General features: G+C 74.2%; 18 protein-coding genes. 7 read left to right on the forward strand and 11 right to left on the reverse strand.

The window, feature by feature from the left end:
* Nucleotides 1-96: 96 nt before the first annotated feature.
* The 4 genes from AC060L_RS05840 to AC060L_RS05855 form a co-directional block, all read right to left on the reverse strand.
* On the reverse strand, nt 97-1,308 hold the full coding sequence (locus AC060L_RS05840; protein ID WP_483797404.1) for a cytochrome P450: 1,212 nt from the start codon (nt 1,306-1,308) through the stop codon (nt 97-99).
* Between the two features lie 34 nt (nt 1,309-1,342).
* The gene (locus tag AC060L_RS05845; protein ID WP_483797405.1) at nt 1,343-2,140 is read right to left on the reverse strand and encodes a tRNA-dependent cyclodipeptide synthase; all 798 of its coding nucleotides are present in this window, start codon (nt 2,138-2,140) and stop codon (nt 1,343-1,345) included.
* Between the two features lie 723 nt (nt 2,141-2,863).
* Nucleotides 2,864-4,459 (reverse strand): pyridoxal phosphate-dependent decarboxylase family protein, encoded by a 1,596-nt coding sequence (locus tag AC060L_RS05850; protein WP_483797406.1) that lies wholly within the window; start codon nt 4,457-4,459, stop codon nt 2,864-2,866.
* The gene (locus AC060L_RS05855; RefSeq protein WP_483797407.1) at nt 4,456-5,829 is read right to left on the reverse strand and encodes a diaminobutyrate--2-oxoglutarate transaminase family protein; all 1,374 of its coding nucleotides are present in this window, start codon (nt 5,827-5,829) and stop codon (nt 4,456-4,458) included. The genes AC060L_RS05850 and AC060L_RS05855 overlap by 4 nt, the downstream gene beginning before the upstream one ends.
* Nucleotides 5,830-5,944: 115 nt before the next feature.
* Between AC060L_RS05855 and AC060L_RS05860 the strand changes: the two genes are divergently transcribed.
* Nucleotides 5,945-6,589, forward strand: a complete 645-nt coding sequence (locus AC060L_RS05860) for a class I SAM-dependent methyltransferase (protein ID WP_483797408.1) — start codon at nt 5,945-5,947, stop codon at nt 6,587-6,589.
* A gap of 68 nt (nt 6,590-6,657) precedes the next feature.
* Here the strand turns inward: AC060L_RS05860 and AC060L_RS05865 are convergent, their stop codons facing one another.
* The 3 genes from AC060L_RS05865 to AC060L_RS05875 all read right to left on the reverse strand — a co-directional run bounded on the left by AC060L_RS05865 (nt 6,658) and on the right by AC060L_RS05875 (nt 8,926).
* A complete protein-coding gene (locus AC060L_RS05865) occupies nt 6,658-7,380 on the reverse strand; it encodes an HAD family hydrolase (RefSeq protein ID WP_483797409.1) in 723 nt (240 codons plus the stop codon).
* Between the two features lie 107 nt (nt 7,381-7,487).
* Nucleotides 7,488-8,162: a response regulator gene (locus tag AC060L_RS05870; protein ID WP_483797410.1), complete on the reverse strand. Its 675-nt coding sequence runs from the start codon at nt 8,160-8,162 to the stop codon at nt 7,488-7,490.
* Between the two features lie 308 nt (nt 8,163-8,470).
* The gene (locus AC060L_RS05875; RefSeq protein WP_483797411.1) at nt 8,471-8,926 is read right to left on the reverse strand and encodes a DUF6183 family protein; all 456 of its coding nucleotides are present in this window, start codon (nt 8,924-8,926) and stop codon (nt 8,471-8,473) included.
* A 1,688-nt stretch (nt 8,927-10,614) separates the two neighbouring features.
* Between AC060L_RS05875 and modA the strand changes: the two genes are divergently transcribed.
* From modA to AC060L_RS05890, 3 genes are read left to right on the forward strand one after another with little or no spacing between them, the layout of a single operon-like run.
* Nucleotides 10,615-11,484: a molybdate ABC transporter substrate-binding protein gene (modA, locus tag AC060L_RS05880; RefSeq protein ID WP_483797412.1), complete on the forward strand. Its 870-nt coding sequence runs from the start codon at nt 10,615-10,617 to the stop codon at nt 11,482-11,484.
* The gene (gene modB, locus AC060L_RS05885) at nt 11,481-12,272 is read left to right on the forward strand and encodes a molybdate ABC transporter permease subunit (protein WP_483797413.1); all 792 of its coding nucleotides are present in this window, start codon (nt 11,481-11,483) and stop codon (nt 12,270-12,272) included. The genes modA and modB overlap by 4 nt, the downstream gene beginning before the upstream one ends.
* Nucleotides 12,273-12,286: 14 nt before the next feature.
* Nucleotides 12,287-13,393 (forward strand): ABC transporter ATP-binding protein, encoded by a 1,107-nt coding sequence (locus AC060L_RS05890; RefSeq protein WP_483797414.1) that lies wholly within the window; start codon nt 12,287-12,289, stop codon nt 13,391-13,393.
* A 24-nt stretch (nt 13,394-13,417) separates the two neighbouring features.
* Here AC060L_RS05890 and AC060L_RS05895 read toward each other — a convergent pair whose 3' ends face one another.
* Together AC060L_RS05895 and AC060L_RS05900 are read right to left on the reverse strand one after the other, a co-directional pair.
* Complete coding sequence (locus AC060L_RS05895) at nt 13,418-14,239, reverse strand: iron-containing redox enzyme family protein (protein WP_483797445.1); 822 nt, start codon at nt 14,237-14,239, stop codon at nt 13,418-13,420.
* A gap of 75 nt (nt 14,240-14,314) precedes the next feature.
* Nucleotides 14,315-14,821: a DUF6190 family protein gene (locus AC060L_RS05900; protein WP_483797415.1), complete on the reverse strand. Its 507-nt coding sequence runs from the start codon at nt 14,819-14,821 to the stop codon at nt 14,315-14,317.
* A 304-nt stretch (nt 14,822-15,125) separates the two neighbouring features.
* Here AC060L_RS05900 and AC060L_RS05905 point away from each other — a divergent pair, with 304 nt between their 5' ends.
* A complete protein-coding gene (locus tag AC060L_RS05905; RefSeq protein ID WP_483797417.1) occupies nt 15,126-15,797 on the forward strand; it encodes a TetR/AcrR family transcriptional regulator in 672 nt (223 codons plus the stop codon).
* Between the two features lie 22 nt (nt 15,798-15,819).
* Here AC060L_RS05905 and AC060L_RS05910 read toward each other — a convergent pair whose 3' ends face one another.
* Nucleotides 15,820-16,947: a DUF5937 family protein gene (locus tag AC060L_RS05910; protein ID WP_483797418.1), complete on the reverse strand. Its 1,128-nt coding sequence runs from the start codon at nt 16,945-16,947 to the stop codon at nt 15,820-15,822.
* A gap of 101 nt (nt 16,948-17,048) precedes the next feature.
* Between AC060L_RS05910 and AC060L_RS05915 the strand changes: the two genes are divergently transcribed.
* Nucleotides 17,049-18,350 (forward strand): MFS transporter, encoded by a 1,302-nt coding sequence (locus tag AC060L_RS05915; protein WP_483797419.1) that lies wholly within the window; start codon nt 17,049-17,051, stop codon nt 18,348-18,350.
* Nucleotides 18,351-18,389: 39 nt separating this feature from the next.
* On the opposite strand, the gene AC060L_RS05920 is transcribed toward AC060L_RS05915, so the two are convergent.
* Nucleotides 18,390-19,529 carry a PucR family transcriptional regulator gene (locus tag AC060L_RS05920; protein WP_483797420.1) on the reverse strand — a complete coding sequence of 380 codons (1,140 nt, stop codon included), beginning with the start codon at nt 19,527-19,529 and terminating at the stop codon, nt 18,390-18,392.
* 87 nt (nt 19,530-19,616) lie between these two features.
* Between AC060L_RS05920 and AC060L_RS05925 the strand changes: the two genes are divergently transcribed.
* Nucleotides 19,617-20,672 carry a ferredoxin reductase gene (locus AC060L_RS05925; RefSeq protein ID WP_483797421.1) on the forward strand — a complete coding sequence of 352 codons (1,056 nt, stop codon included), beginning with the start codon at nt 19,617-19,619 and terminating at the stop codon, nt 20,670-20,672.
* The last annotated feature ends 3 nt before the right edge of the window (nt 20,673-20,675 follow it).

Genomic DNA, 20,675 nt, shown 5'->3' on the forward strand with positions numbered 1-20,675 from the left:
CGGCGTCGCGCGCCCGGCAAGATCGCCCGGACAGGCCCTAGGGCGGACGGGTCCTGGCCCGGCTGCGCGGGCCTGTCCAGGGCCTCGCGCGGCGGGCTACCAGAGCACCGGGAGGCGTTCCGGGAGGCGCTTGATGAAGCCCGGGCGCCAGGCCAGCTGCTCGATCGGCAGGGCCGGCCGCAGCTCGGGCATCCGCTGCACCAGGGCGGTCAGCGCGATCTCCGCGTGAGTGCGGCCGAGCGCGGAAGCGGGGCAGAAGTGCCGGCCGGCGCCGAACGCGAGGTGCGGGTTCTGCTCGCGGTCGAAGTCGATCCGCTCCGGATCCGGGAAGACCGCCGGGTCGTAGTTGGCCCCCTCGACCAGGACCAGCACCAGCTCGCCGGCCCGGATCTCCACCTCACCGAGCTTGACGTCCTCCAGCGCGAGGCGGGGCAGCGCGTCGCCGATCGAGAGGTTGAAGCGCAGCAGCTCGTCCACCGCCCGGCCGATCACCGCCGGTTCGGCGCGCAGCCGTTCGGCGAGCTCGGGTTGGCGGACCAGCGCGATGATCGCGTGCTGGAGGAAGGCCGAGGTGCTCACCGCGCCCGCGCCGAAGAGCGAGAGCGCGACGGTGGCGAGCAGCTCGTCGCTCACGCGGTCCGAGACGTCCGGCGAGCGGCGCAGCGCGGCGAACCGCCCGAGCAGGCCCTCGGTGGGCTCGGGGTCGGCGTTCAGCCGCGCCGTCATGTAGTCAAGGTCCTTGTACCAGTTGGGCGTCGAGCCGGCGAAGGGCGCCGGGCTGGTGATGAAGGCGACGTCGATGCCGGCCATCAGCCGCCGCCAGTCATCCGTCGGGATGCCCAGCAGCCGGCAGTGCAGCGCGGCGGAGTACGGCTCGGTGAAGCCGTCCCGCAGGTCGGCGGGCGGGCCCTGCGCGATCAGCGCGTCCAGCAGGCCGTGCGCGCGGGCCTCCAGCCAGTCGCCCAACTCCTTGTCGCCGCGCGGCGAGAGGGTCTTCATCACGGCGTTGCGCAGCCCCGCGCTGTTGATGTTGCCCATGTTGTTGACCACCTCGGGCGGGATGGTCAGCGCGTACTGGCGCGGGACGCCCTGGTTCGCGGTGTCCTTGAGGCTGAACCGGTCGTCCTCCAGCACCTGCTTGGCGAGTTCGTGGCTGCTGACCAGCCAGGCCTGGTCACCGGTCATGGTGCGCACCAGCGCCACCGGCCGGTCCGCGCGCAGCCGTTCGACCTCGGGCGGGATGCTGTCGCCGCGCCGGTCCAGCGGGAAGGCCGGCAGATCCGCCGACAGCGGGGTGTTCGTGGTCATGACGCACTTCTCCTTGAACGGAATTGACGGATCGTCAGGCAGCGACGGCGGCGACGGCCTGGGCCCCCGGCGACGGCGACGGACGGACCACCGCGTAGCCCTGCCCGGGAGCCGCGCGCAGTCCCTCGCGGCGGCCGAACAGCACCGGGGTCAGCGGGAGTTCGATGTGGTAGCAGGAGACCGAGCTGTCCACGCCGAGCAGGCGCGGGGTGTCCAGGAAGAACGGCAGCTCGGCGCAGATGTAGCGCAGCCCGGCGGCGACCTGAGCAGCGGTCGGCTCGATGCCCTCCGGCAGCCGCCCGGCCAGGAAGCCGCGCGCCATGCCCTCGGCGGCCGCGCGGAAGACCGGGTCGCCGGCCAGCGCCCGCTCGATCTGCCCGCACAGCTCCTGATAGCCGGGATCCGGCAGGAAGTCGGAGAGCGCCCGCACCCGGACGCCGTCCCTCCCGGCCTCCTCGACGCCCCGGTGGATCCGCCGGGCGGTGGTCTTGATCTCCTTCGCGGCCCGCCGGGCGGCGTGCCCGGGCTCGTAGCCGAACGCGGCGAACTGCGTGTCGACGTGCAGGTCGGCGTAGACGATGTCCACGGCGCCGAAGAACTCCCGCCCCCAGGTGACGAGTTCGGCTATCCGCCGGTGGCTGAAATAGCTGTTGCCGGGGCTCACGCCGATCAGCAGGTGGTCGCCGAGCTCCCAGACCCGTCGGCAGCGGTCGGAGAACGGGAACGCCTCGAATGCGGCAGGGTCGAATGCGGCGGGGTCGAACGGGCCGGGCGCGAATGTGGCGGGGTCGTCGAATGTGCCGGGGTTGGTGCTCATGAGCGAATCGCTCATAACGCGGCCTCCGCGTGGCATGGCTGATTTCACAGCGCGTCAGGGGAATGGGCCCGGAGCCGTCCGGCACCGGGTGGCGCACAGCCGTTCAAGGGCGCGCGGGAATGCGCACTTCCGGGCCGGCGCACCCCGGCGCGGCGCGCGACAGCGCGCCGTACCGTGCGGTCCGGCCGTCGGAAATGTGGTGCCGGCATCCGGCGAAATGTGGCAGTCGGGGTGCTCGGTGCGCTCAGGGCGCCCGGTGTGCGCGGGGCAGCCGCTCCTAGGGCCGGTCCGGCCCCGGGGCCGGTGGCGCCTCGGGCGCGGGCGCGCCGTCGGGGGTGGATACCACGGACGCCGGGGCCGTCAGCGGCCGCGCCCGATCGCTACGACATGCCGCAGGCACCGCGAAATCGCGGTTGCGCATGGCGGAATCCCCCATCGTGCCGCGAGTCCCAGGGAGCCGTGTGCTTCCGGTGTGGCGGCGACTACCCGAAGTTATCTCCGGTGCTCGGGAGTGACGCAAGGGCTGCCGACGGGATGGCGGGAATTCGCCCAGGAGCGGCCGAAAAGCGTCGTTACAAGCCGGGCCCGCTATGCGTACGCGCACCTTTTCGGCGGCTCCGGAGAACGATCGCCCGGGGAATTGTGAGGATAGCCGACCGGGCGGCTGCGCCAGTGTGCTTTCCTCCAATTCCGGGGGCCGCTCCGGGGAATCCGCTGTGCCGTGCGGACCTGTTCGGATCAGGGCAGCGGCGACTCCAGTCGGCGGCCGGCGCGGACCACCTGGTCCAGCAGGGCGGCCAGCGCCGCCTCGGTGGTGTGCGGATTGAGCAGCGTGAGCTTGAGGCGCAGCGAGCCACGCTCCGGAGCCGTCGTCACGGCGGCGCCGGCCGGCGGCAGCTCGGTGGGCGGCAGTTCGGTCCGGCCGAGCACCGCGCGGCCCTCGGCCAGCAGCAGGCGGCGCAGTTCGGCGTTCAGCCGGTCCACGGCGGCCGGGTCGGCCCGCAGCCGCGGGTCGCCCGGCAGGTAGCGGAAGAGCACGGTGGTCAGCAGCGGCTCGCCGTACAGCTCCAGTTCCGGCCGGAGCCGGATCTCGGCGGCGGCCGCCACGGCGAGTTCCCGGCAGCGGTCGACGAGTCGGCCGAGCCCCGCCCGCCCGAGCGTGCGCAGGGTGACCGCGATCTTGAACGCGTCGGCCCGCCGGGTGGTCCGCAGCGAACGGCCGAGCAGGCTCGGATAGCCGGCCTCCTCGTCGTCCACCGGGTTGAGGTAGACGGCGTTGCGGGCCAGCGACGCGTAGCTCTCGCTCCGGCGGACCAGGAACACCCCGGCCGCCACCGGCTGCCAGCCCAGCTTGTGCCAGTCGAGCGAGACCGAGTCGGCCCGCTCGATCCCGGCCAGCAGCGGCGCGAGCCGGTCGGAGAGCAGCGCCCCGCCCCCGTAGGCGGCGTCCACGTGCAGCCAGGCGCCGTACTCGGCGGCCAGCTCGGCGCAGCGGTGCAGCGGGTCCACCGCGCCGGTGTCGGTGGTCCCGGCGGTGGCCACCACGGCGACCGGCGTGGCGCCGTCGCGGACCGCGCCGGCCAGCGCGGCGGCGAGTGCGTCGGCGTCCATCCGCAGGTCGCGGTCGACCGGGACCGGGACGACCGCCCGCTCCCCCAGGCCGAGCAGCGCGGCGGCGCGCTGGACGGAGAAGTGCGCGGACCGCGAGGCGAAGATCCGCGGCCGCCGGGCCGGATCGACGCCGTCCAGCTCCGCACGGCCGGCGTTACCGTCCGCCCCGCGCAGGACCTGGTCGCGGGCCAGCATCAGGCCCATCAGGTTGGACTCCGTCCCGCCCGAGGTGAGCACCCCGGCGGCGAGCTCGGGCCGGTAGCCCACCAACGCCGCCAGCTCGGCGAGCAGTTCGGTCTCCAGGACGGTGGCGGCCGGTGCCTGGTCCCAGGAGTCCAGCGAGGGGTTGAGCGCGCTCGCGGCCAGCTCGGCGGCGACCGCGACGGCGAGCGGCGGGCAGTGCAGGTGCGCGGCGCAGGCCGGGTCGGCCGGGTCGGCGGCGCCGAACGCGAGCAGCTCGGTGAGGGTGGCCAGCGCACCTGCGCCGGACGTCGCGTGGAACACCCGCGCGACCTCCTGCGCGAGCTCCTTCGGGTCGCCGGCCGGCAGCGGGCCGCCACGGCGGGCGGCACCGGCCGCGAGCGCGTCCGCCACCTGGCCGAGCAGCAGGCGCAGCGCGGCCGGACCACCCGTCCCACCGGCGAGCGCCGCGGAGCCGGACAGTGCCGCGCCTCCGGACAGTGCCGCGCCGCCGGACAGCGCCGTGGGCTGCTCCCCCGTCATGCCCGCTCCCCCACTGCCGCCTCGAGCGCCGCCGCCTCGATCGCCTCGGCGAGCCGGTCGAGCACCGCGCGCAGCTGCTCGTCCGTGACGGTCAGCGGCGGCAGCAGCCGCAGCACCGCGTCGTGCCGCCCGCCCAGCTCCACGATCAGACCGCGGGCCAGGCAGGCCTCCCGGACCCGTGCCGCGAGCCGCGGATCGGCCGGGCGCGCGCCACAGGCGTCCGGCTCGGCGGCGGGGTCGACGAACTCGACGCCGAGCATCAGCCCGCGCCCGCGCACGTCCCCGATCACCGGCAGCCGGCCGCGCAGCGCGGTCAGCTCGTCGAGCAGCCGGCGGCCGAGCAGTTCGGCGCGCTCGGCGAGCCCGTTCGCCGCCACGTACCGCAGCGTCGCGGCGCCGGCCGCCATCGCCAGCGTGTTGCCGCGGAAGGTGCCGGTGTGCGCGCCGGGCCGCCAGGTGTCGTACTCCTCGCGGTAGACGACCACCGCCAGCGGCAGGCTGCCGCCGATCGCCTTGGAGAGCACCATGGCGTCCGGCACGATCCCGCTGTGCTCGACCGCCCACATCGCGCCGGTCCGGCCGACCCCGGTCTGCACCTCGTCCACGATCAGCGGGATCTCGCGCTCGGCGGTGATCCGGCGCATCTCGCGCAGCCAGTCGTCCGGCGCCGGCACCGCGCCACCTTCACCCTGGACGGCCTCCAGGATCATCGCCGCCGGGCGGACCACGCCACCCGCCGGATCGTCGAGCAGCCGCTCGGTGTAGACCGCCGCGAGCCGCTCGCCGGCCGCGCCGCCGACGCCGAACGGGCAGCGGTAGGAGTACGGGTACGGCAGCCGGGTCACCTCGCCGGCGCTGGGCAGCGGCGACTTGACGTCCACGTTGCCACTGAGCGCGAGCGCGCCGGCCGTCATGCCGTGGTACCCGCCGGTGAAGGCGAGCGCGCCGCTGCGTCCGGTCGCGGTCTGCATCAGCTTCAGTGCGGCCTCCACCGCGTCCGTCCCGGCCGGGCCGCAGAAGTGCACCCGGGCCCGGGCTGCGAACTCGGCGGGCAGCGTCTCCAGCAGCGCGGTGGTGAAGTCGTCCTTCTCGATCGTCGCCAGGTCCAGCAGGTGCAGCGGGGCACCGCTGTCCAGCGTGCGGCGGATCGCCGCGAGCACCACCGGGTGGTTGTGGCCGAGCGCGAGCGTGCCGGCGCCGGAGAGGCAGTCGAGGTAGCGGCGGCCGTCCGCGCCCTCCACCGTCATGCCGCTCGCGCGCACCGGCACGATCGGGAACGAGCGGGCGTAGGTACGGGCGGCGGACTCGCGGATCCGCTGGCGGCGCAGGATGGCGTCGCCAGGCACGGTGGATTCGGCAGTGACGGTCACCGGAACTCCAGAAGTTAGGTTAGCCTAACCTTAATTGATGCTCCGGAAGGTGCCATACCGCCCTGCGCTCCGGTAAACGACCGAGCGGCCGCCTGGTCACGGGTACGCTGCGCGCATGGTCAGCCCCTCCTCGCCCGAGCGCCCCTCCTCGCCCAGGCAGCATGCGCCGTCCGACCAAGCCGCGATCCGGGAGTTCTTCGCGGCCCGCGCCGCCGACTGGGAGATCCGGTTCCCCGACGACGGGCCGCGCTTCCAGGCCGCCATCACCGAACTCGGCCTGCGCGCGGGCGATGCGGTGCTGGACGCCGGCTGCGGCACCGGCCGCGCGCTCCCGCTGCTGCGCCGCGCGGTCGGCGCGAGCGGCACCGTGCTCGGCGTCGACCTGACGCCCGAGATGCTCCGTCAGGCCGTACGCGAGGGGCGGGACGCGGTCGGCGCCCTGCTCGTCGCCGACTGCGCCCGGCTGCCGCTGCCCGCCGCTGCCCTCGACGCCGTCTTTGCCGCCGGCCTGGTCGGGCACCTGCCCGAACCGGCCGCCGCGCTCGCCGAGCTCGCCCGGGTCACCCGGGCCGGCGGCCGCCTCGCGCTGTTCCACCCGGTCGGGCGCGCCGCGCTCGCCGCCCGCCACGGCCGGCGGCTCACGCCGGACGACCTGCTCGCCGAGCCGAACCTGCGCCCGCTGCTCGCGGAGGCAGGCTGGCGGCTCACGGGCTGCTTCGACGAGGACGAGCGCTTCCTGGCGCTGGCGGAACGGGTCTGACCTGCCTTGATCCGAGCCGACCTGGCGCCGGGTCAGACGTTGGGTCAGACGTTGGGTCAGACGCTAGGTCAGACCTCGTCGAGCAGTCCCAGGACCGGCGAGAGGCCTGCCGGGCGCCGGTCGACCGGCAGGTGGTCGACGAAGTACACCCGGCTGCCGAGCGCCGCGGCGCCGCCATCGGCGGTGCGGTCGTCGCCGACCATCAGGACGTCGGCGGCGGCCAGGCCCAACTCCCGGTACGCCGCCTCGAAGATGCCCGGCAGGGGCTTCTGGATGCCGAGCTCGAAGGAGAGCAGGTACGCATCGACCAGCTCGTCCAGCCCGTGCTCGCGGAAGACCGGCCGCAGGTCCCAGCCGATGTTGCTGACCACCGCGACCGGCAGCCCGCGCCGGCGCAGCTCGCGCAGCGTCGGCTCGGCATCGGCGTACGGATGCCAGGCGGCAGCCGACATGTGGCGGTCGTAGAGCCGGTCCGCGAGCACCGGGTCGGGCAGCGCCGCCTGCCGGGCCAGCGCGGTGTAGCAGGCCCGGTGCTGCTGCTCGCTGCGGTCGCGCACGGCCCAGAGCTCTTCGAGCTCGGCGGTCAGCTCCCGGCGCGGTACCGGGCCGCCCGGCAGCGCGCCCCACTCGTCCAGGCTCGCCACGAGCGCCACCCGCTCCGGCTCGCCGAGCGCGAGGCCGGCGTCGGCCAGGACCGCGGCCAGCCACTGCTCGGTCGACTCGATCCGGAACAGCGTCCCGGAGAAGTCGAACATGACGCCCTTGACGGATCCATCGCTTTTCATGATCATGCGACGATCCTCACGTGCCGCCCTGCCCAACCGCAATGGCGTCCCGCTGAATTGCCGGAACTGTCGGCGGGGTGGCGCACCGGGCCAGTGCGCGGGCCGGTGCGGCGTCAGCCGGCGGACTGACCCGGTGTCACCAGACCGGTCTCGTAGGCCAGTACCACGGCCTGGGCCCTGCTCGACAGGTTGAGCTTGGCCATCGTCCGGTTGAGGTGCGTCTTCACCGTGGCGACGCTGACCACCAGGCGCTCGGCGATCTCGGGATTGGACAGCCCCTGGCCGACCAGCCGCAGCACGTCCAGCTCCCGGCCGGTCAGCGGGTCCAGCCCGGCGGGCGGCGGCGCGGCGCGGTCGGCGGCCCGGTCGGCGTAGGCCTCGATCAGCCGGCACACCACGCTGGGCGCGAAGAGCATGTCCCCCGCGGCGACGGTCTCCACCGCGGCGAGCAGCCGCTCCGGCGGGGTGTCCTTGAGCAGGAAGCCCGCCGCGCCCGCCCGCAGCGCGGCGTACACGTACTCGTCCAGGTCGAAGGTGGTCAGGATGATGATCCGTGGCGCCGGCTCGGCGGCACCCGCGAGGATCCGGCTGGTCGCGGTGATCCCGTCCATCCCCGGCATCCGGATGTCCATCAGGACGATGTCGGGCCGCTCGGCGGCCGCCAGCGCGACGGCCTGCTCACCGCTCTCCGCCTCGCCGACCACCGTGATCCCCGGCGCGGCGCGCAGCAACGCGACCAGCCCCACCCTGATCAGGACCTGATCGTCCACCACCAGCACGCGCGTCACGCCGCGGTCCTCCCCCGTAAGCCGCACAGTTCGCAACCCCACGATAAGGGCTGACGTGAACACGTGAACCGGAGGGGCCGGGGATGAGGGCAGGGATGAAGGCGGGGACCCGGGGGCCGCCGAGCCTCGTCGCCCCCTGTTCGACGAGGTTCGGCGGAGCCCCGCCTGGGAGAGACGCTAAGGCAACCGGGGCATGACGGGCGTCCCACAGCGGGGTGACATCGGCCGTGAGCCTGGCGGTAGCCGGTCCGCCGTCTGCAACCTGCGCGGTAGGCGCGGTGCGGGCGGCGGGGACGTCAGCAGATGTGTCAGTCGTAGTCGGCGCCGCTGATCGCCCAGGCCAGGCCGGTGGCCGGGTCCTCCAGCGCCAGGTGCAGGTGCCAGAGCTCGTCGGCCGGGTCGCACCAGGTGAAGCAGCGCATCCGGGCGACCAGCGCGTCCACCTCGTGGACCGTGCACCGACCGCCCGGGTCCGCCATCGCGGCCAGCGCCCGCCAGACGGCGAGCCGACCGCGCGCCGTGCCGGTGTGCGCGGTGTACGCACCGGCCCCGGAGGCCGCCCGGACCAGCGCGGGATAGGCGGTGGCGAACGGGATGAACCCACCGATCGCGGGCGTGGGCAGATGGGGCGCCAGCAGCGCGGCAGCCTCCAGCGCACTGCCGCGCACACAGCGGGCCCCGAGCCAGCCGCTCAACTCCCGCAACGCGGCGGTCGCGGGCTGCGCCGACCCCGGCTGCGGCCGCCCGGAAGCCGGCAACCGCACCGGCCCGAGCCCCTCCCGGCTGTCAGGCAGCGAGCGCAGCGAGCTGGCACAGCCACCCCCGGGCTGATACCCGGCCACCCGCGCCCCGGGCTCCCACCCCACCTGCTCCCACAACCGCAAGGCAAGCGGAGGCACGAGCGCCGGAGGGGCCGGGGGGATGGTGGGAGCGGCGGCCGGAGGGACGGCAGGAGGGGTAGCTGGGGGGACGGCTGGGGGGACGAGGGGCGAGGCGGCTGCGGGAGCTACCGGCGGAGCACCCGGCGAGGCGGCCGGAGGGACGAGAGGCGGAACGCCCGGCGAGGCGGCCGACGGAGCAACCGGTGGCGGCACACCAGGGCGAAGCCGCCCAGGGCCGCCGGGCGAGCCGGTACGCCGCGGAGCGATCACGGTCGGCCCCCCGGCATTGGACGGCGAGCCAGCAGCGGGCGGCAAGCCGGTGGCGCTCGCCGCGGCGTCGGGCGGCGAACCAGCGCCAGGCGGCGCGGCAGCGGGCGGGTCACTCCCGGCTGGCGGCGCGGTAGTGGGCGGCAAGCCAGCGCCAGGCGGCGCGGCAGCGGGCGGCAAGCCAGTGAAAGGTGCGGCGGCGGGTGGCAAGCCAGTGGGAGACGGCGCGGCGGTAACAGGCGGGGCACCTGCGGCAGGCGGAGCGGCGGCGGGTGGCAAGCCAGCGGCAGGCCGCGCGGCGGCAGGCGGCAAGCCGGTGAAAGGCGCGGCGGCGGGTGGGGCACTCCCGGCAGGCAGCGCGGTAGTGGGCGGCAAGCCGGGGGCAACAGGCGTGGGGGCGGCAGGCAGGGCACTCGTGGCAGGCGGCGTGGCGGCGGGTGGCACCCCCGGGCCCGCCGGCCCACCAGCATCGGGCACCCCCGCTGGCCCCACCGCCGCCAGCCCACCAGCATCCGGCACCCCCGCTGCCCCCGCTGCCCCCACCGCCCCACCCATCCCGCCCGCCCCGCCCGTACCCGGGAGGTCGGTCAGGTCCTCGCCGAGGAGGACGCGGGTGTGGGCGACCAGGGTGCGGACCGGCTCGGCCGCTAGCAGCGGGTCCAGGAGCGACCACGGGTGACGGGTGGCCAGCACCTCCCAGAGCGGGCCGGCGAGGCCGTCGTGTTCGCCGGCCGCGCCGGGGCCGGCGGCCGGGTCGAAGAGGGCGGCCGCGATCGGGGCCGGCGCCGCGTAGGCGAGGCGGTGGCCGAGCGCGGCCGTCTCACGGGCCGCCGCGCGTTCGCCGCGGCGGGTGGCCGCCGCGGCACGGGTGCGCCGGTAGCGCGCCAGCAACTCGTCCCAGTGGCCGTCGTGGGCCAGGGCTTCGGGACACCCGCCGTCCTCGTCCGTGATCATATTTGTCAGCGTATGTGCAAGCCCGCGAAGCACCCTGACACCTCGTCAGCCCGGTGCGTCGCGTCGCGACAGCGCGGCCGGCCTGCGGTTTTCCGACAGTTCGTACAGCGCTGCACCCAGTCGGGCGACGGGTTGCCTGTGCAAAGAGACAAGGGATTCCTGGGTTGCATCTGCGGCACTATGATCGCCATAACGACCGCAGATACGAGATCATGGGCGGGCAAGCCGCGCAGCTTCGAGTACGGCGGCCGTTCCTGGGTCGCCCCCTTTTCGTCGCACGGCGCGGCGGACCGGCCCGCACCTACCGCACCGCCGCGCCGCTCCCGGCGCGGCAGGAGGAGACACCCCGCATGACCAGCTCCCGGAACCGCACTGCCGCCGCCGCGCTCGCCGCACTCGCGCTGGCCGCAGGCATCAGCGCGTGCAGCAGCTCCACGAAGTCGGCCAGTTCGACGTCCAGTGCTTCGACCGGCGCTTCGACCGGCGCCTCGAGCGCGCCCGCCGTGACCGGCACCATCACCGTGTTCGCGGCCTCCTCGCTGCAGGGCACCTTCACCGACCTCGGCAAGAAGTTCGAGGCCGCGCACCCCGGCACGACCGTCAAGTTCAACTTCGGCGGCAGCTCCGCGCTGGCCCAGAGCATCGTCGCCGGCGCGCCCGCCGACGTCTTCGCGGCCGCCTCCCCGGCCACCATGAAGACGGTGACCGACGCGAAGGGCAACGCGAGCCAGCCCACCGTCTTCGTCCGGAACGAGCTGGAGATCGCCGTTCCCAACGGCAACCCCAAGCACATCGCCGCGCTCAAGGACCTCGCCGCGCCCGGCGTGAAGGTCGCGCTCTGCGCGCCGCAGGTGCCGTGCGGCGCCGCCGCGCAGACCGCGCTCAAGGCCGCCAACGTCTCGCTGACCCCGGTCACCCAGGAGCAGGACGTCAAGAGCGCGCTGACCAAGGTCGAGCTCGGCGAGGTGGACGCCTCGATCGTCTACCAGACCGACATCAAGGCCGATGGTGGCAAGGTGGACGGCGTGAACTTCCCCGAAGCCGCGAAGGCCATCAACGACTACCCGATCGCCGACCTGGCGAAGGCTCCGAACACGGCCGGCGCGCAGGCGTTCGTCGCGTACGTCGAGTCGGCCGAGGGCACCCAGGTGCTGACCGCGGCCGGCTTCCAGTCCCCCACGGCCACGGCCGCCGCCGGCGCCTCGCCCTCGGCTTCGTGAGCCGGCGCGCCTCCCGGGTTCCGTTCGCCCTGCTGCTGCCGGCCCTGCTCGGGCTGACCTTCCTGGTACTGCCGCTCGTGGGCCTGCTGATCCGGGCACCCTGGCGGTCACTGCCCGAGCAGCTGAGCAGCAGTCAGGTCTGGGAGGCGCTGAAGCTCTCGCTGATCTGCGCGACGTCCGCCACCGGTGTCTCGCTGGTGCTCGGCGTGCCGCTGGCGTGGCTGCTGGCACGCACCGAGTTCCCCGGGCGGCGGCTGGTTCGCGCGCTGGTCACGCTGCCGCTGGTGCTGCCGCCGGTGGTCGGCGGCGTGGCGCTGCTGCTGGTGCTGGGACGCAACGGGATCGTCGGGCGCTGGCTGGACTCCGCGTTCGGCATCACACTGCCGTTCACCACGGCGGGCGTTGTGGTCGCCGAGGCGTTCGTCGCGATGCCGTTCCTGGTGATCAGCGTGGAGGGGGCGCTGCGTGCGGCCGACCCGCGTTACGAGGAGGCCGCGGCCACCCTCGGCGCCTCCCGGCTGACCGCGTTCCGCCGGGTGACGCTGCCGCTGATCGCGCCCGGCGTGGCGGCGGGGTCGGTGCTGGCCTGGGCGCGGGCGCTCGGGGAGTTCGGCGCGACGATCACCTTCGCGGGCAACTTCCCCGGCACCACCCAGACCATGCCGCTGGCCGTCTACCTGGCGCTGGAGTCCGACCCGGAGGCCGCGATCGCGCTCAGCCTGGTGCTCCTCGCGGTCTCGATCGCGGTCATGGTCGGACTGCGCGAGCGCTGGATGAGCGCGCCGTGACGAAGGATCAGGACATGACGGAGCACGACTCACCGACGGCGGCCCCCACGCCGGCCGCCGCCGCTGCCGGCCTCGACGCCCGGCTGCGGGTGGAGCGGCCCGGCTTCTCGCTCGACCTGACGCTCGAAGCGGCCGCCGGCGAGGTGATCGCGCTGCTCGGCCCGAACGGCGCGGGCAAGTCCACCGCGCTGCGCGCGCTGGCCGGGCTGCTGCCGCTCAGCGAGGGACGGCTGCTGCTGGACAGCGTCGTCCTGGAGGACCCGGCGGCCGGTCGGCACACGCCCGCCGAGGAGCGGCCGGTCGGCGTGGTCTTCCAGGACTACCTGCTCTTCCCGCATCTCAGCGCGCTCGACAACGTCGCCTTCGGGCTGCGCTGCCGGGGCCGGCGGAAGGCGCAGTCGCGGGCCGAAGCGCTGCCCTGGCTCGAGCGGATGGGCCTGGCCGAGCACGCCGACGCCCGCCCCGGGAAGCTCTCCGGCGGGCAGGCCCAGCGGGTCGCGCTGGCCAGGGCGCTCGCGGTCCGGCCGCGCCTGCTGCTGCTGGACGAGCCGCTGGCCGCGCTGGACGCCCGGACCAGGCTGGACGTGCGGGCGCAGCTGCGCCGCCACCTGGCCGAGTTCGAGGCGGTCGCGGTGCTGGTCACGCACGATCCGCTGGACGCCATGGTGCTCGCCGACCGGCTGGTGGTGATCGAGAACGGGCGCGAGGTGCAGTCCGGCACGCCCGCCGAGATCTCCCGGCGGCCGCGCACCGACTACATCGCCCGGCTGGTCGGGCTGAACCTGTACCAGGGGACCGGCTCCGGCCACCAGGTGACGGTCGCGGCGACCGGCGCCGTGGTGACCACGGCCGAGGAGGTGTCCGGACCGGCGTTCGTCGCGTTCCCGCCCGCCGCCGTGACGCTGCACCGCGGCCGCCCCGATACCAGCGCGCGCAACGTCTGGGAGCTCACCGTCGTCGGGCTCGACCTGCACGGCGACCAGGTCCGCGCCGACCTGGCCGGCCCGCTCGCGCTCGCCGCCGACCTGACCCCGGCGGCCGCGGCCGAGCTGGACCTGAGCCCGGGCGCACGGGTCTGGGCCACCGTCAAAGCGGCCCAGGCGCACGCCTACCCGGCCTGAGCGCCGGCCCGTCGGTGCGAGTGGCTACGCCGGCACGCTGCGGGCGCGGTCCACGGCGGCCTCGAACGCGGTGCTGAGCAGCTCGGAGACGAGCAGCGCGCCCATCCAGAGCTTGCCGGCGTCGAGACCGCGGGCGGCCTCCAGCTCGCGGATCGCGAGCTGCAACTGCTCGCGGTGCAGACCGTCCACGGTGAGGTGCTCGGTGTAGTAGCGGCCGTTCGCGATCCCCAGCCGCTCGCAGGCCCTGGCCTGCACGGTGAACGCGTCCGGCAAGCTCGCCTCCAGGTAGGCGAGCGCGCCGAGGAAGTACTCGACGTCGGGCGCGCGCTGGGCGAGCCAGAAGAAGACGTTCAGGAACGCGAACGTCTCCTCGCTCGTGGTGTCCAGGAAGTCGTCCACCTCCTGCGGGAGTCGGAGCTCCGCGAGCAGGTCGAGGTAGAGCTGGGCGTGGGTCCGTCGCAGGTCACCGCTGCCGAACTCGTCGAGCAGCACCCGCAGCACCGCGGGCTGCGCCGTGATCGGCAGACGCGGCACGACCGGGAAGAAGCTCTGCGCCTCGGTCAGGCCGTCGAGCGCGAACTCCCGGACCACCTGGGCGAACTGCTCCCGATCGGCCTGCTCGGCGAGGTAGCGGGCGGCCGCGGTGCCGGGCCGCTCCTCGTCCAACAGCGCGTCCAGCACCAGCTGCCAGGACTCACAGCTCGTCACCGGGCCTGCCGAGGCGCCGAGTTCGACCACCTTGGGCAGCAGCCAGGCGCGCTCGATCTCGGTGATCTCGGCCAGCCCCGCGACGCTCGGCAGCGCCCGGTTGAGTTCGAAGAGCCTGCGCATCTCGGTCCCGCGCATCTCGGTCACGTCACTTCCTCTCCCCTGGGCTGGTTCCAGGAGTTGGTCTTCAGAGCTGGTCTTCGGAGCTGGTCTTCAGAGCCGGGCGGGGTCGACGCGCAGCGCCAGCGACCGCTGGTAGAGCGACTCCAGCGGTTCGGGGAACGCGAGTTCGGGCACCGGTTCGGGCGCCCGGACCGGCAGGCCGGGCTGGTCCAGCAGCCGGCGGCTGACCGTGCGCAGCACGCCGCCGCGGTTGAACACCATGCCGAGCAGCAGTCGTTCGTGAACCGGCAGCCGGCCGCCGGAGCGGGCCGCCGCCGAGGCGCGCACCAGGTCCGACTCGTCGTACCCGGTGCGCTCGATCGGCATGACCGAGTGCAGGCGGTCCATGAACGGGCAGTAGGCGTCCTGGACTTCACGCGGCGAGCGCCAGACCAGGTCCTCGCAGCGGCCGATCTGCTCCAGGCTCATCGAGAGCGAGCCGGTCAGCCGGGCGGCGAAGAAGGACTTGCAGGCGATCCGGAGCTCCTCGTCCGCGCTGTTCATCCCCATGAAGAGCGCGGCGTCGACGAACTCCCGGGCGCCCGGATGCAGACTCATGACGGCCTCCAGCCAGCCGCGGGCAGGCGCGGATGGGCTACGGAACGTGCAAAGGGTGAGGGCGGAGCAGGAGGTGCCGGCCCGAGGAAATCGATCCGGATCCGGCGGCGTTCTGCCAGTGTCCGGACGGCGAAGCGGACCACGGTCCGGTTCTGCCACGACTATAACCACAGCGCTCCGTTGGGAACAAGGAGCACCGGAGACCGGGCGGTAACGTCATATCGGAGACCGCATCACGTCAGGTGGGTACCATGAGCTGACCCTGACACCGCCACAGTGGCCGGAACCGAACCAGGATGAGCAGGTGACCCAGCAGGACAGCGACCAACTCACCGACACCGGCTCCCGGCCGATCAGGGAGCGCTCCGACGCCGTACGCAACCGCGGCCGCATCCTCGCGGTGGCCGCCCGGATGTTCGCCGAACACGGCGTCGGTGAGGTGTCCCTGGACGCCATCGCGGCCGAGGCGGGGGTCGGAAAGGGCACCCTGTTCCGGCGCTTCGGCAGCAAGGCCGGCCTGGCCGCCGCCCTGCTGGACGCACAGGACAGTGAGCTGCAGGAACGCATCAAGTACGGTCCGCCGCCGCTCGGCCCGGGCACCGCGCCCGCCGAGCGGATCATCGCCTTCTTCGACGCCTATCTCGAACTGCTCGAACGCAACCTGGAGTTGATCAGGCTCTCGGAGACCGCCGCGCCCGGGGCGCGCTACCGGGTCGGCTCCTACCAGCTCTGGCGCCAGCACCTGTCCGTCCTGCTCTCGGAGTCCTGCCCCGGGCTGGACACCGAGGTGACGGCCCATCTGCTGCTCGCCCCGGTGGCCGGCGAGCTGCACCACGCGCTGCGCTCCGCCGACGTGGCGCCCGAACGGATCCGCACCGGCGTCGCGCTGCTGGTCCGCGGTGTGATCAGCGATCACGCGCCGAGCGGGGCGGTGGTGATTCCACAGTTGAACACGTCTGACTTGAGAGTCAGTTGAACGACCACAGTTGAACGCACGGTCAGCGCAGCACGGCCTCCAGCAGGTCGGTGCCGAGCCGGGCGCTGGTCGACAGGTCCAGTTCGTACAGCACGTAGCGTCCGCGGCGGCGGGTGGTGAGCAGCCCGGCCCGCCGCAGCACGGTCAGGTGCCGGGAGACCTCGGGAGCGCTCAGCTGCCAGGCCTCGGCGAGCTCGCCGGTCGTGTGCGGGCCACGGGCGATCGTGCGGGCCAGCCGCAGCCGGACCGGGTGGGCGAGCGCTTCGAGCCGCTGCTGCACCAGCGCGAGCGGCACCGGCTCGGCTGACCCCGCCGCCGCGGCCGGGTACTGGACGACCGGACGCCAACCGCGCGCGTGCACCACCACCAGGTGCGGCCGGCCGAACGCGGTCGGCACGAAGGTGACGCCGCCCGCCTCGACCGCGCTGGTGGCGTTGTCCTGGAGCTTGTCGATGACGATCCGGCGGCGACGCGGCTGCCCGGGCTCGGCGGGCTGCGCGGGTTCCGTCACGTCCAGCGCGATGGCCGGCGAGATCGCGGCCAGCGCCTCGGCCAGCCCGTGCCGGGCCAGCAGGTCGGCCTTCTGCCGCGCGTCGGCGGCGAGTCCGGGCAGCACCTGGCGCCAGGCATCGGCGAAGAACGCCTGCTCGCACTCCTCCAGCAGCCGGCGGACCAGCTGCCGGACGGCCGGCGGATCAGCCAGCAGCCGCTCGGTGAACGCGGCCTGCGCCGGGCCGCGGGCCATAGCCAGCTCGCGCGCCCGCTCCCGCAGCGCCGGGTCGCCGAGCGGCGAGTCGGCCCGTCGGAAGTTCAGCCGGGCCGCTCCGCAGCTGGTGAAGAGCGCGGCCGCGACGTACCGCTCGTCGTCCACCCGGTCCACCGCGTCCAGTTCCTCGGCCAGCGTGGCACCGGGCAGTGCCGGGAGCAGGAAGTCGGCCCGGGAGGAGCGCCAGAGGAAGTCCGCCTCGGTCAGCCGGTCGGCCAGCTCGGGCTTGATCGCACTGGCGGTCGCCCGGGCCCAGCCGTGCAGCGCGGGGTGGTGCGCGGGCTCGGTGAGCACGTGCAGCATCGCGGTCAGCTCGGCGAGCGGCGAGGGTGCGAACAGCAGGCGCTCGGGCGGCAGGCCGGTGATGTCGACGGTGAGGCTCATGGCGCAGATCCTGCCACCGGCACCGGCCGGAGCCGAGGTCGATTGACGGTGATCGTCAATCGACGTGCCCGGGCGGCCCGCGCCCGATCAGGGTGACCGGCATGACGACGACTCAACGGACCCGGGCGACCACCGACCCCATGGACACCTCGGACGCCTTGGACACCTCGGACACCACCGCCAAGCTCAGCACGCTGCGACTGCTGCGGGTCAGCGGCGGCCCCCGGTACGCGCTGGCGCTGGTGGTGGACGCGGTCGGCGCCGGACTGCTGCGGCCGTTCCTGCTGCTCTACGGCGTCAGCGTGCTCGGCCTGAGCGCCGGGCGGACCGGTCTGGCGCTCACCGTCGGCCTGCTGGCGGGCCTGGCCGCAGTGCCGCTGACCGGCCGTTGGATCGACCGCGGCGCCCGCAGCCTGCCGGTCGCGGCCACCCTGCTCGCCCGCACGGCGGGGGTCGGGGTGCTGCTCGGCACCCACGGCCTCCTCGGGTTCACGCTGGCGACGGTCCTGCTCGGGCTCGGCAGCCAGTCCTGGCCGACCGCGCACGCGGCGATGGTCGCCACGCTCGTCCAGGGCCGGGCCCGGGACGCGGCGCTGGCCGCCGGACGCTCGCTGCGCAACGCCGGCCTCGGCGTCGGCGCGCTGATCGCCACCACAGCGCTGGCCGGCGGCGCCGGGACGCTGCGGGCACTCGCGCTGCTGACCGGGGTGGCCTGCCTGGTCGCGGCCGGTCTGGTCGCCTCGATGCGGGTGGTCACACCGGCCGCCGGCCGCAAGCCCGGCCGGCCCGAGCCGGCCGCCGCCCCGGAGCGCCAGGAGCACCAGGAGCACCAGGAGCGCCGGGACAGGCGGGTCGCGCTGCTCGGCCTGGCCAACCTGCCGTACGCGTTCTGCTTCGACGTGCTGGAGGTGGCGCTGCCGGCCCTGCTGGTCACCCGGCTGCACGTCTCGCCCGCCTGGTCCTCGGGGATCTTCGTCGGCAACACCGCGCTGGTGATCGCCACTCAGCTCGCCGTGGTGCTCTGGCTCAGCCGCCGCTCGCGCCGTTCGGTGCTGGCCTCGTCCGGCCTGCTGCTCGCGGTGTCCTACCTGGGCTTCTGGGCCGCCGGCTCGCTCGGTGGCACGGCCGGTGCGGCGGCGCTCTGCGCGGTCGCGGTGGCCTACACCGGCGGCGAGATCCTCTACGCCGGCGCCGGAACGGCCCTGGTGGTGGCCGCCGCACCGCCGGGCGAGCTGGGCCGGGCCATCGCCCGCTGGGAGCTCTCCAGCGGCCTCGGCCGCGCCGCCGCCCCGGCCTCGCTCACCGCCCTGCTCGCGGTCGGCCCCGGCGCCCTCTGGGTCACGCTGGCAGCGGCCACCGCGCTGGGCGCGCTGGCCGTGCGGCGCTTCGGCCCGGCGGTGTGAGGCGACCCCGAGCAGCCCGTGCCAGGCCCGGGCTCAGCGTCAGCTGCCGCGAAGACCCACCGCCAGGGTCAGTTCAAGGACCCGGTGTGGCGAGGCGAGATCCGGAAACAGCTCCCGCAGCTGCGACATCCGGTACCGGACTGTCTGAGGATGGACGAACAACTCCGCCGCCACTTCGTCCCGCCTGCCCTGGTGCAGCAGCCACGCCCGCAACGTCTCCTCCAGCCGCCGTGCGGTCGCGACAGGCAGGGTCCGCAACGGCGCGAGGGCTCGGGCACGCAGGTCTGCGAACGCGTCCGCGTCGGCGCTCAGCACCAGCTCGGGCAGGTGGTCCTCGGTGTCGCGAATCTCAGCGGAGAGGGAGCGCGCACGTACGGCTCGTGCGTACGAGGCGGACGCACGGATCCATGGCCGTGCCGGGCCGACCACGGCGGTGCGGTCGGTCAGCTGCCGCAAGAGGTGTGGCCGGTCGGCATCGGGGACGAGCAGCACACCGGTGGCGTCCGGCAGATCGTCGAGGACGAGAGTGCCCGGGTCGAGCACGCGGTAGGCAGGCCGGGCCTGGGCGGCGGGCAGCAGGACCGCGGTCAGCGAAACCGGGGGCTGCCACCCGGCCCGTTGAACAGCGGCCAGCAGCACGTCCGGACTCGCGCCGGCGAGGAGGTCGCGGGCCAGGTGTTCCAGGTAGCGCTCGTGGGCCCTGCCCCGGGCGACCAGTTCGTCGGCATGGCCTGCGGCGCTCGCGGCGGAGAGCTCGTCGATGTAGGCGAAGGTCAGCTCCGCGAACTTGGCGACCTCGGCCGCGGGCAGACCGGCGGGTACGGCACCCGCTGCCAGGCATCGCCAGGCCACCCGGGCGCCGACGCGGTAGGCGCTGAGCAGGGCGTCCATCGAACGGCCGTCGCGCACCTCGCCGCGGCCCAGCTCGTAGGCCGCGTCACCGGCGTCGCCACCCGTGACGTTCCCACTCGCGAGGTCCAGGTAGTGCCCCAGGGCAGTACGGACGGCTCGGCGGATGGTGCCGCCCATGCGGCCCGAAAGGGCGTTGGCGTAGGGAGGGACCTCGTCGATGATCGCCTCGACGACCTCGTCGGCGGTGGCCGTCAACGCGGCCCGAAGCGCGGTGACCGTCGTCTCGTCCAGGACCAGCTCGCTGGCCCTGCGGATTGCATGGCTCACGTTCTTGTTCCCTGCGAACAATTCAGCCGACCAGATTTACGTCCTACGGTCAGGACTTTACTCCCCGAGGCGCAGCAAGCTGGAGTCATGACGAGTGCAGCCCTTCGCAGCAGGGCTTGGAAACTGCTGGAGATGGTCACGACGCCGCTGCTGCCGTCGGACTACCTCGACCTGGTCAGCCCGCTGCGTGCGGGCGCCGACCTGCGTGGGCGCATCGAGGCCGTGCACCCCGAGACGGGTGACGCCGCGACCGTCGTGATCAGGCCGGGACGGGGCTGGCGCGGCCACACGGCCGGTCAGTACGTGCGGATCGGGGTCGACGTCGACGGGAGGCGCCTGTGGCGTGCCTACTCCATCACCTCGCCGACGGACCGCCAGGACGGCCGCATCACGATCACCGTGAAGGCGATCCCGGACGGCAAGGTCAGCAACCACCTCGTCCACAGGGCGACGCCGGGCACGCTGATCCAGCTCGACCAGCCGACCGGTGACTTCGTGCTGCCGCAGGCCAAGCCCGCCAAGGTGCTCTACCTGACGGCCGGCAGCGGCATCACGCCTGTGATGGGCATGCTGCGCGACGTCGAGTTCGACGACGTCGTCATGGTCCACTGCGCGCCGCAGCCGCAAGACGTGATCTTCCGCAACGAACTGCACGGCCTGGTCGCGGACAAGAAGCTGTGCCTCACCGAGGTGCACACCGCCACGGACGGCAGGCTCGACATCGCCCGTCTCGGCGAGCTCGTGCCCGACTGGGCCGAGCGCGAGACCTGGGCCTGCGGGCCCGCGGGCCTGCTCGACGCCGCAGAGGAGCGCTGGACCGAGCACGGCGTCCAAGAGCGCCTGCACACCGAACGGTTCCGCCCCCGCATCGTCGTCGCCGGCGACGGCGGCGAGGTCACGTTCAGCGCCACCGGCAAGACCGTCGACGCGGACGGCGCCACGCCGCTGCTGGACATCGGCGAGGAAGCCGGCGTGCTCATGCCCTCCGGGTGCCGCATGGGCATCTGCTTCGGCTGCGTCACGCCGCTCAAGGCGGGCGCCGTCCGCGACCTGCGCACCGGCGAGATCACCGAGGCCGAGCCGGGCGTCCTCATCCAGACCTGCGTGTCCGCCGCGGCGGGCCCCTGCGACATCGAACGGTAGAGG

Source organism: Kitasatospora sp. NEAU-69 (assembly GCF_057158765.1).

Bases quoted from the DNA above. Each gene is read 5' to 3' on its own strand.
- AC060L_RS05925 (WP_483797421.1), top strand. From the start codon at position 19,617: ATGACGAGTGCAGCCCTTCGCAGCAGGGCTTGGAAACTGCTGGAGATG.
- AC060L_RS05910 (WP_483797418.1), bottom strand. From the start codon at position 16,947: ATGAGCCTCACCGTCGACATCACCGGCCTGCCGCCCGAGCGCCTGCTG.
- AC060L_RS05860 (WP_483797408.1), top strand. From the start codon at position 5,945: ATGGTCAGCCCCTCCTCGCCCGAGCGCCCCTCCTCGCCCAGGCAGCAT.
- AC060L_RS05890 (WP_483797414.1), top strand. From the start codon at position 12,287: ATGACGGAGCACGACTCACCGACGGCGGCCCCCACGCCGGCCGCCGCC.
- AC060L_RS05840 (WP_483797404.1), bottom strand. From the start codon at position 1,308: ATGACCACGAACACCCCGCTGTCGGCGGATCTGCCGGCCTTCCCGCTG.
- AC060L_RS05850 (WP_483797406.1), bottom strand. From the start codon at position 4,459: ATGACGGGGGAGCAGCCCACGGCGCTGTCCGGCGGCGCGGCACTGTCC.
- AC060L_RS05900 (WP_483797415.1), bottom strand. From the start codon at position 14,821: ATGAGTCTGCATCCGGGCGCCCGGGAGTTCGTCGACGCCGCGCTCTTC.
- AC060L_RS05915 (WP_483797419.1), top strand. From the start codon at position 17,049: ATGACGACGACTCAACGGACCCGGGCGACCACCGACCCCATGGACACC.
- AC060L_RS05845 (WP_483797405.1), bottom strand. From the start codon at position 2,140: ATGAGCGATTCGCTCATGAGCACCAACCCCGGCACATTCGACGACCCC.
- AC060L_RS05865 (WP_483797409.1), bottom strand. From the start codon at position 7,380: ATGATCATGAAAAGCGATGGATCCGTCAAGGGCGTCATGTTCGACTTC.
- AC060L_RS05895 (WP_483797445.1), bottom strand. From the start codon at position 14,239: ATGCGCGGGACCGAGATGCGCAGGCTCTTCGAACTCAACCGGGCGCTG.
- modA (WP_483797412.1), top strand. From the start codon at position 10,615: ATGACCAGCTCCCGGAACCGCACTGCCGCCGCCGCGCTCGCCGCACTC.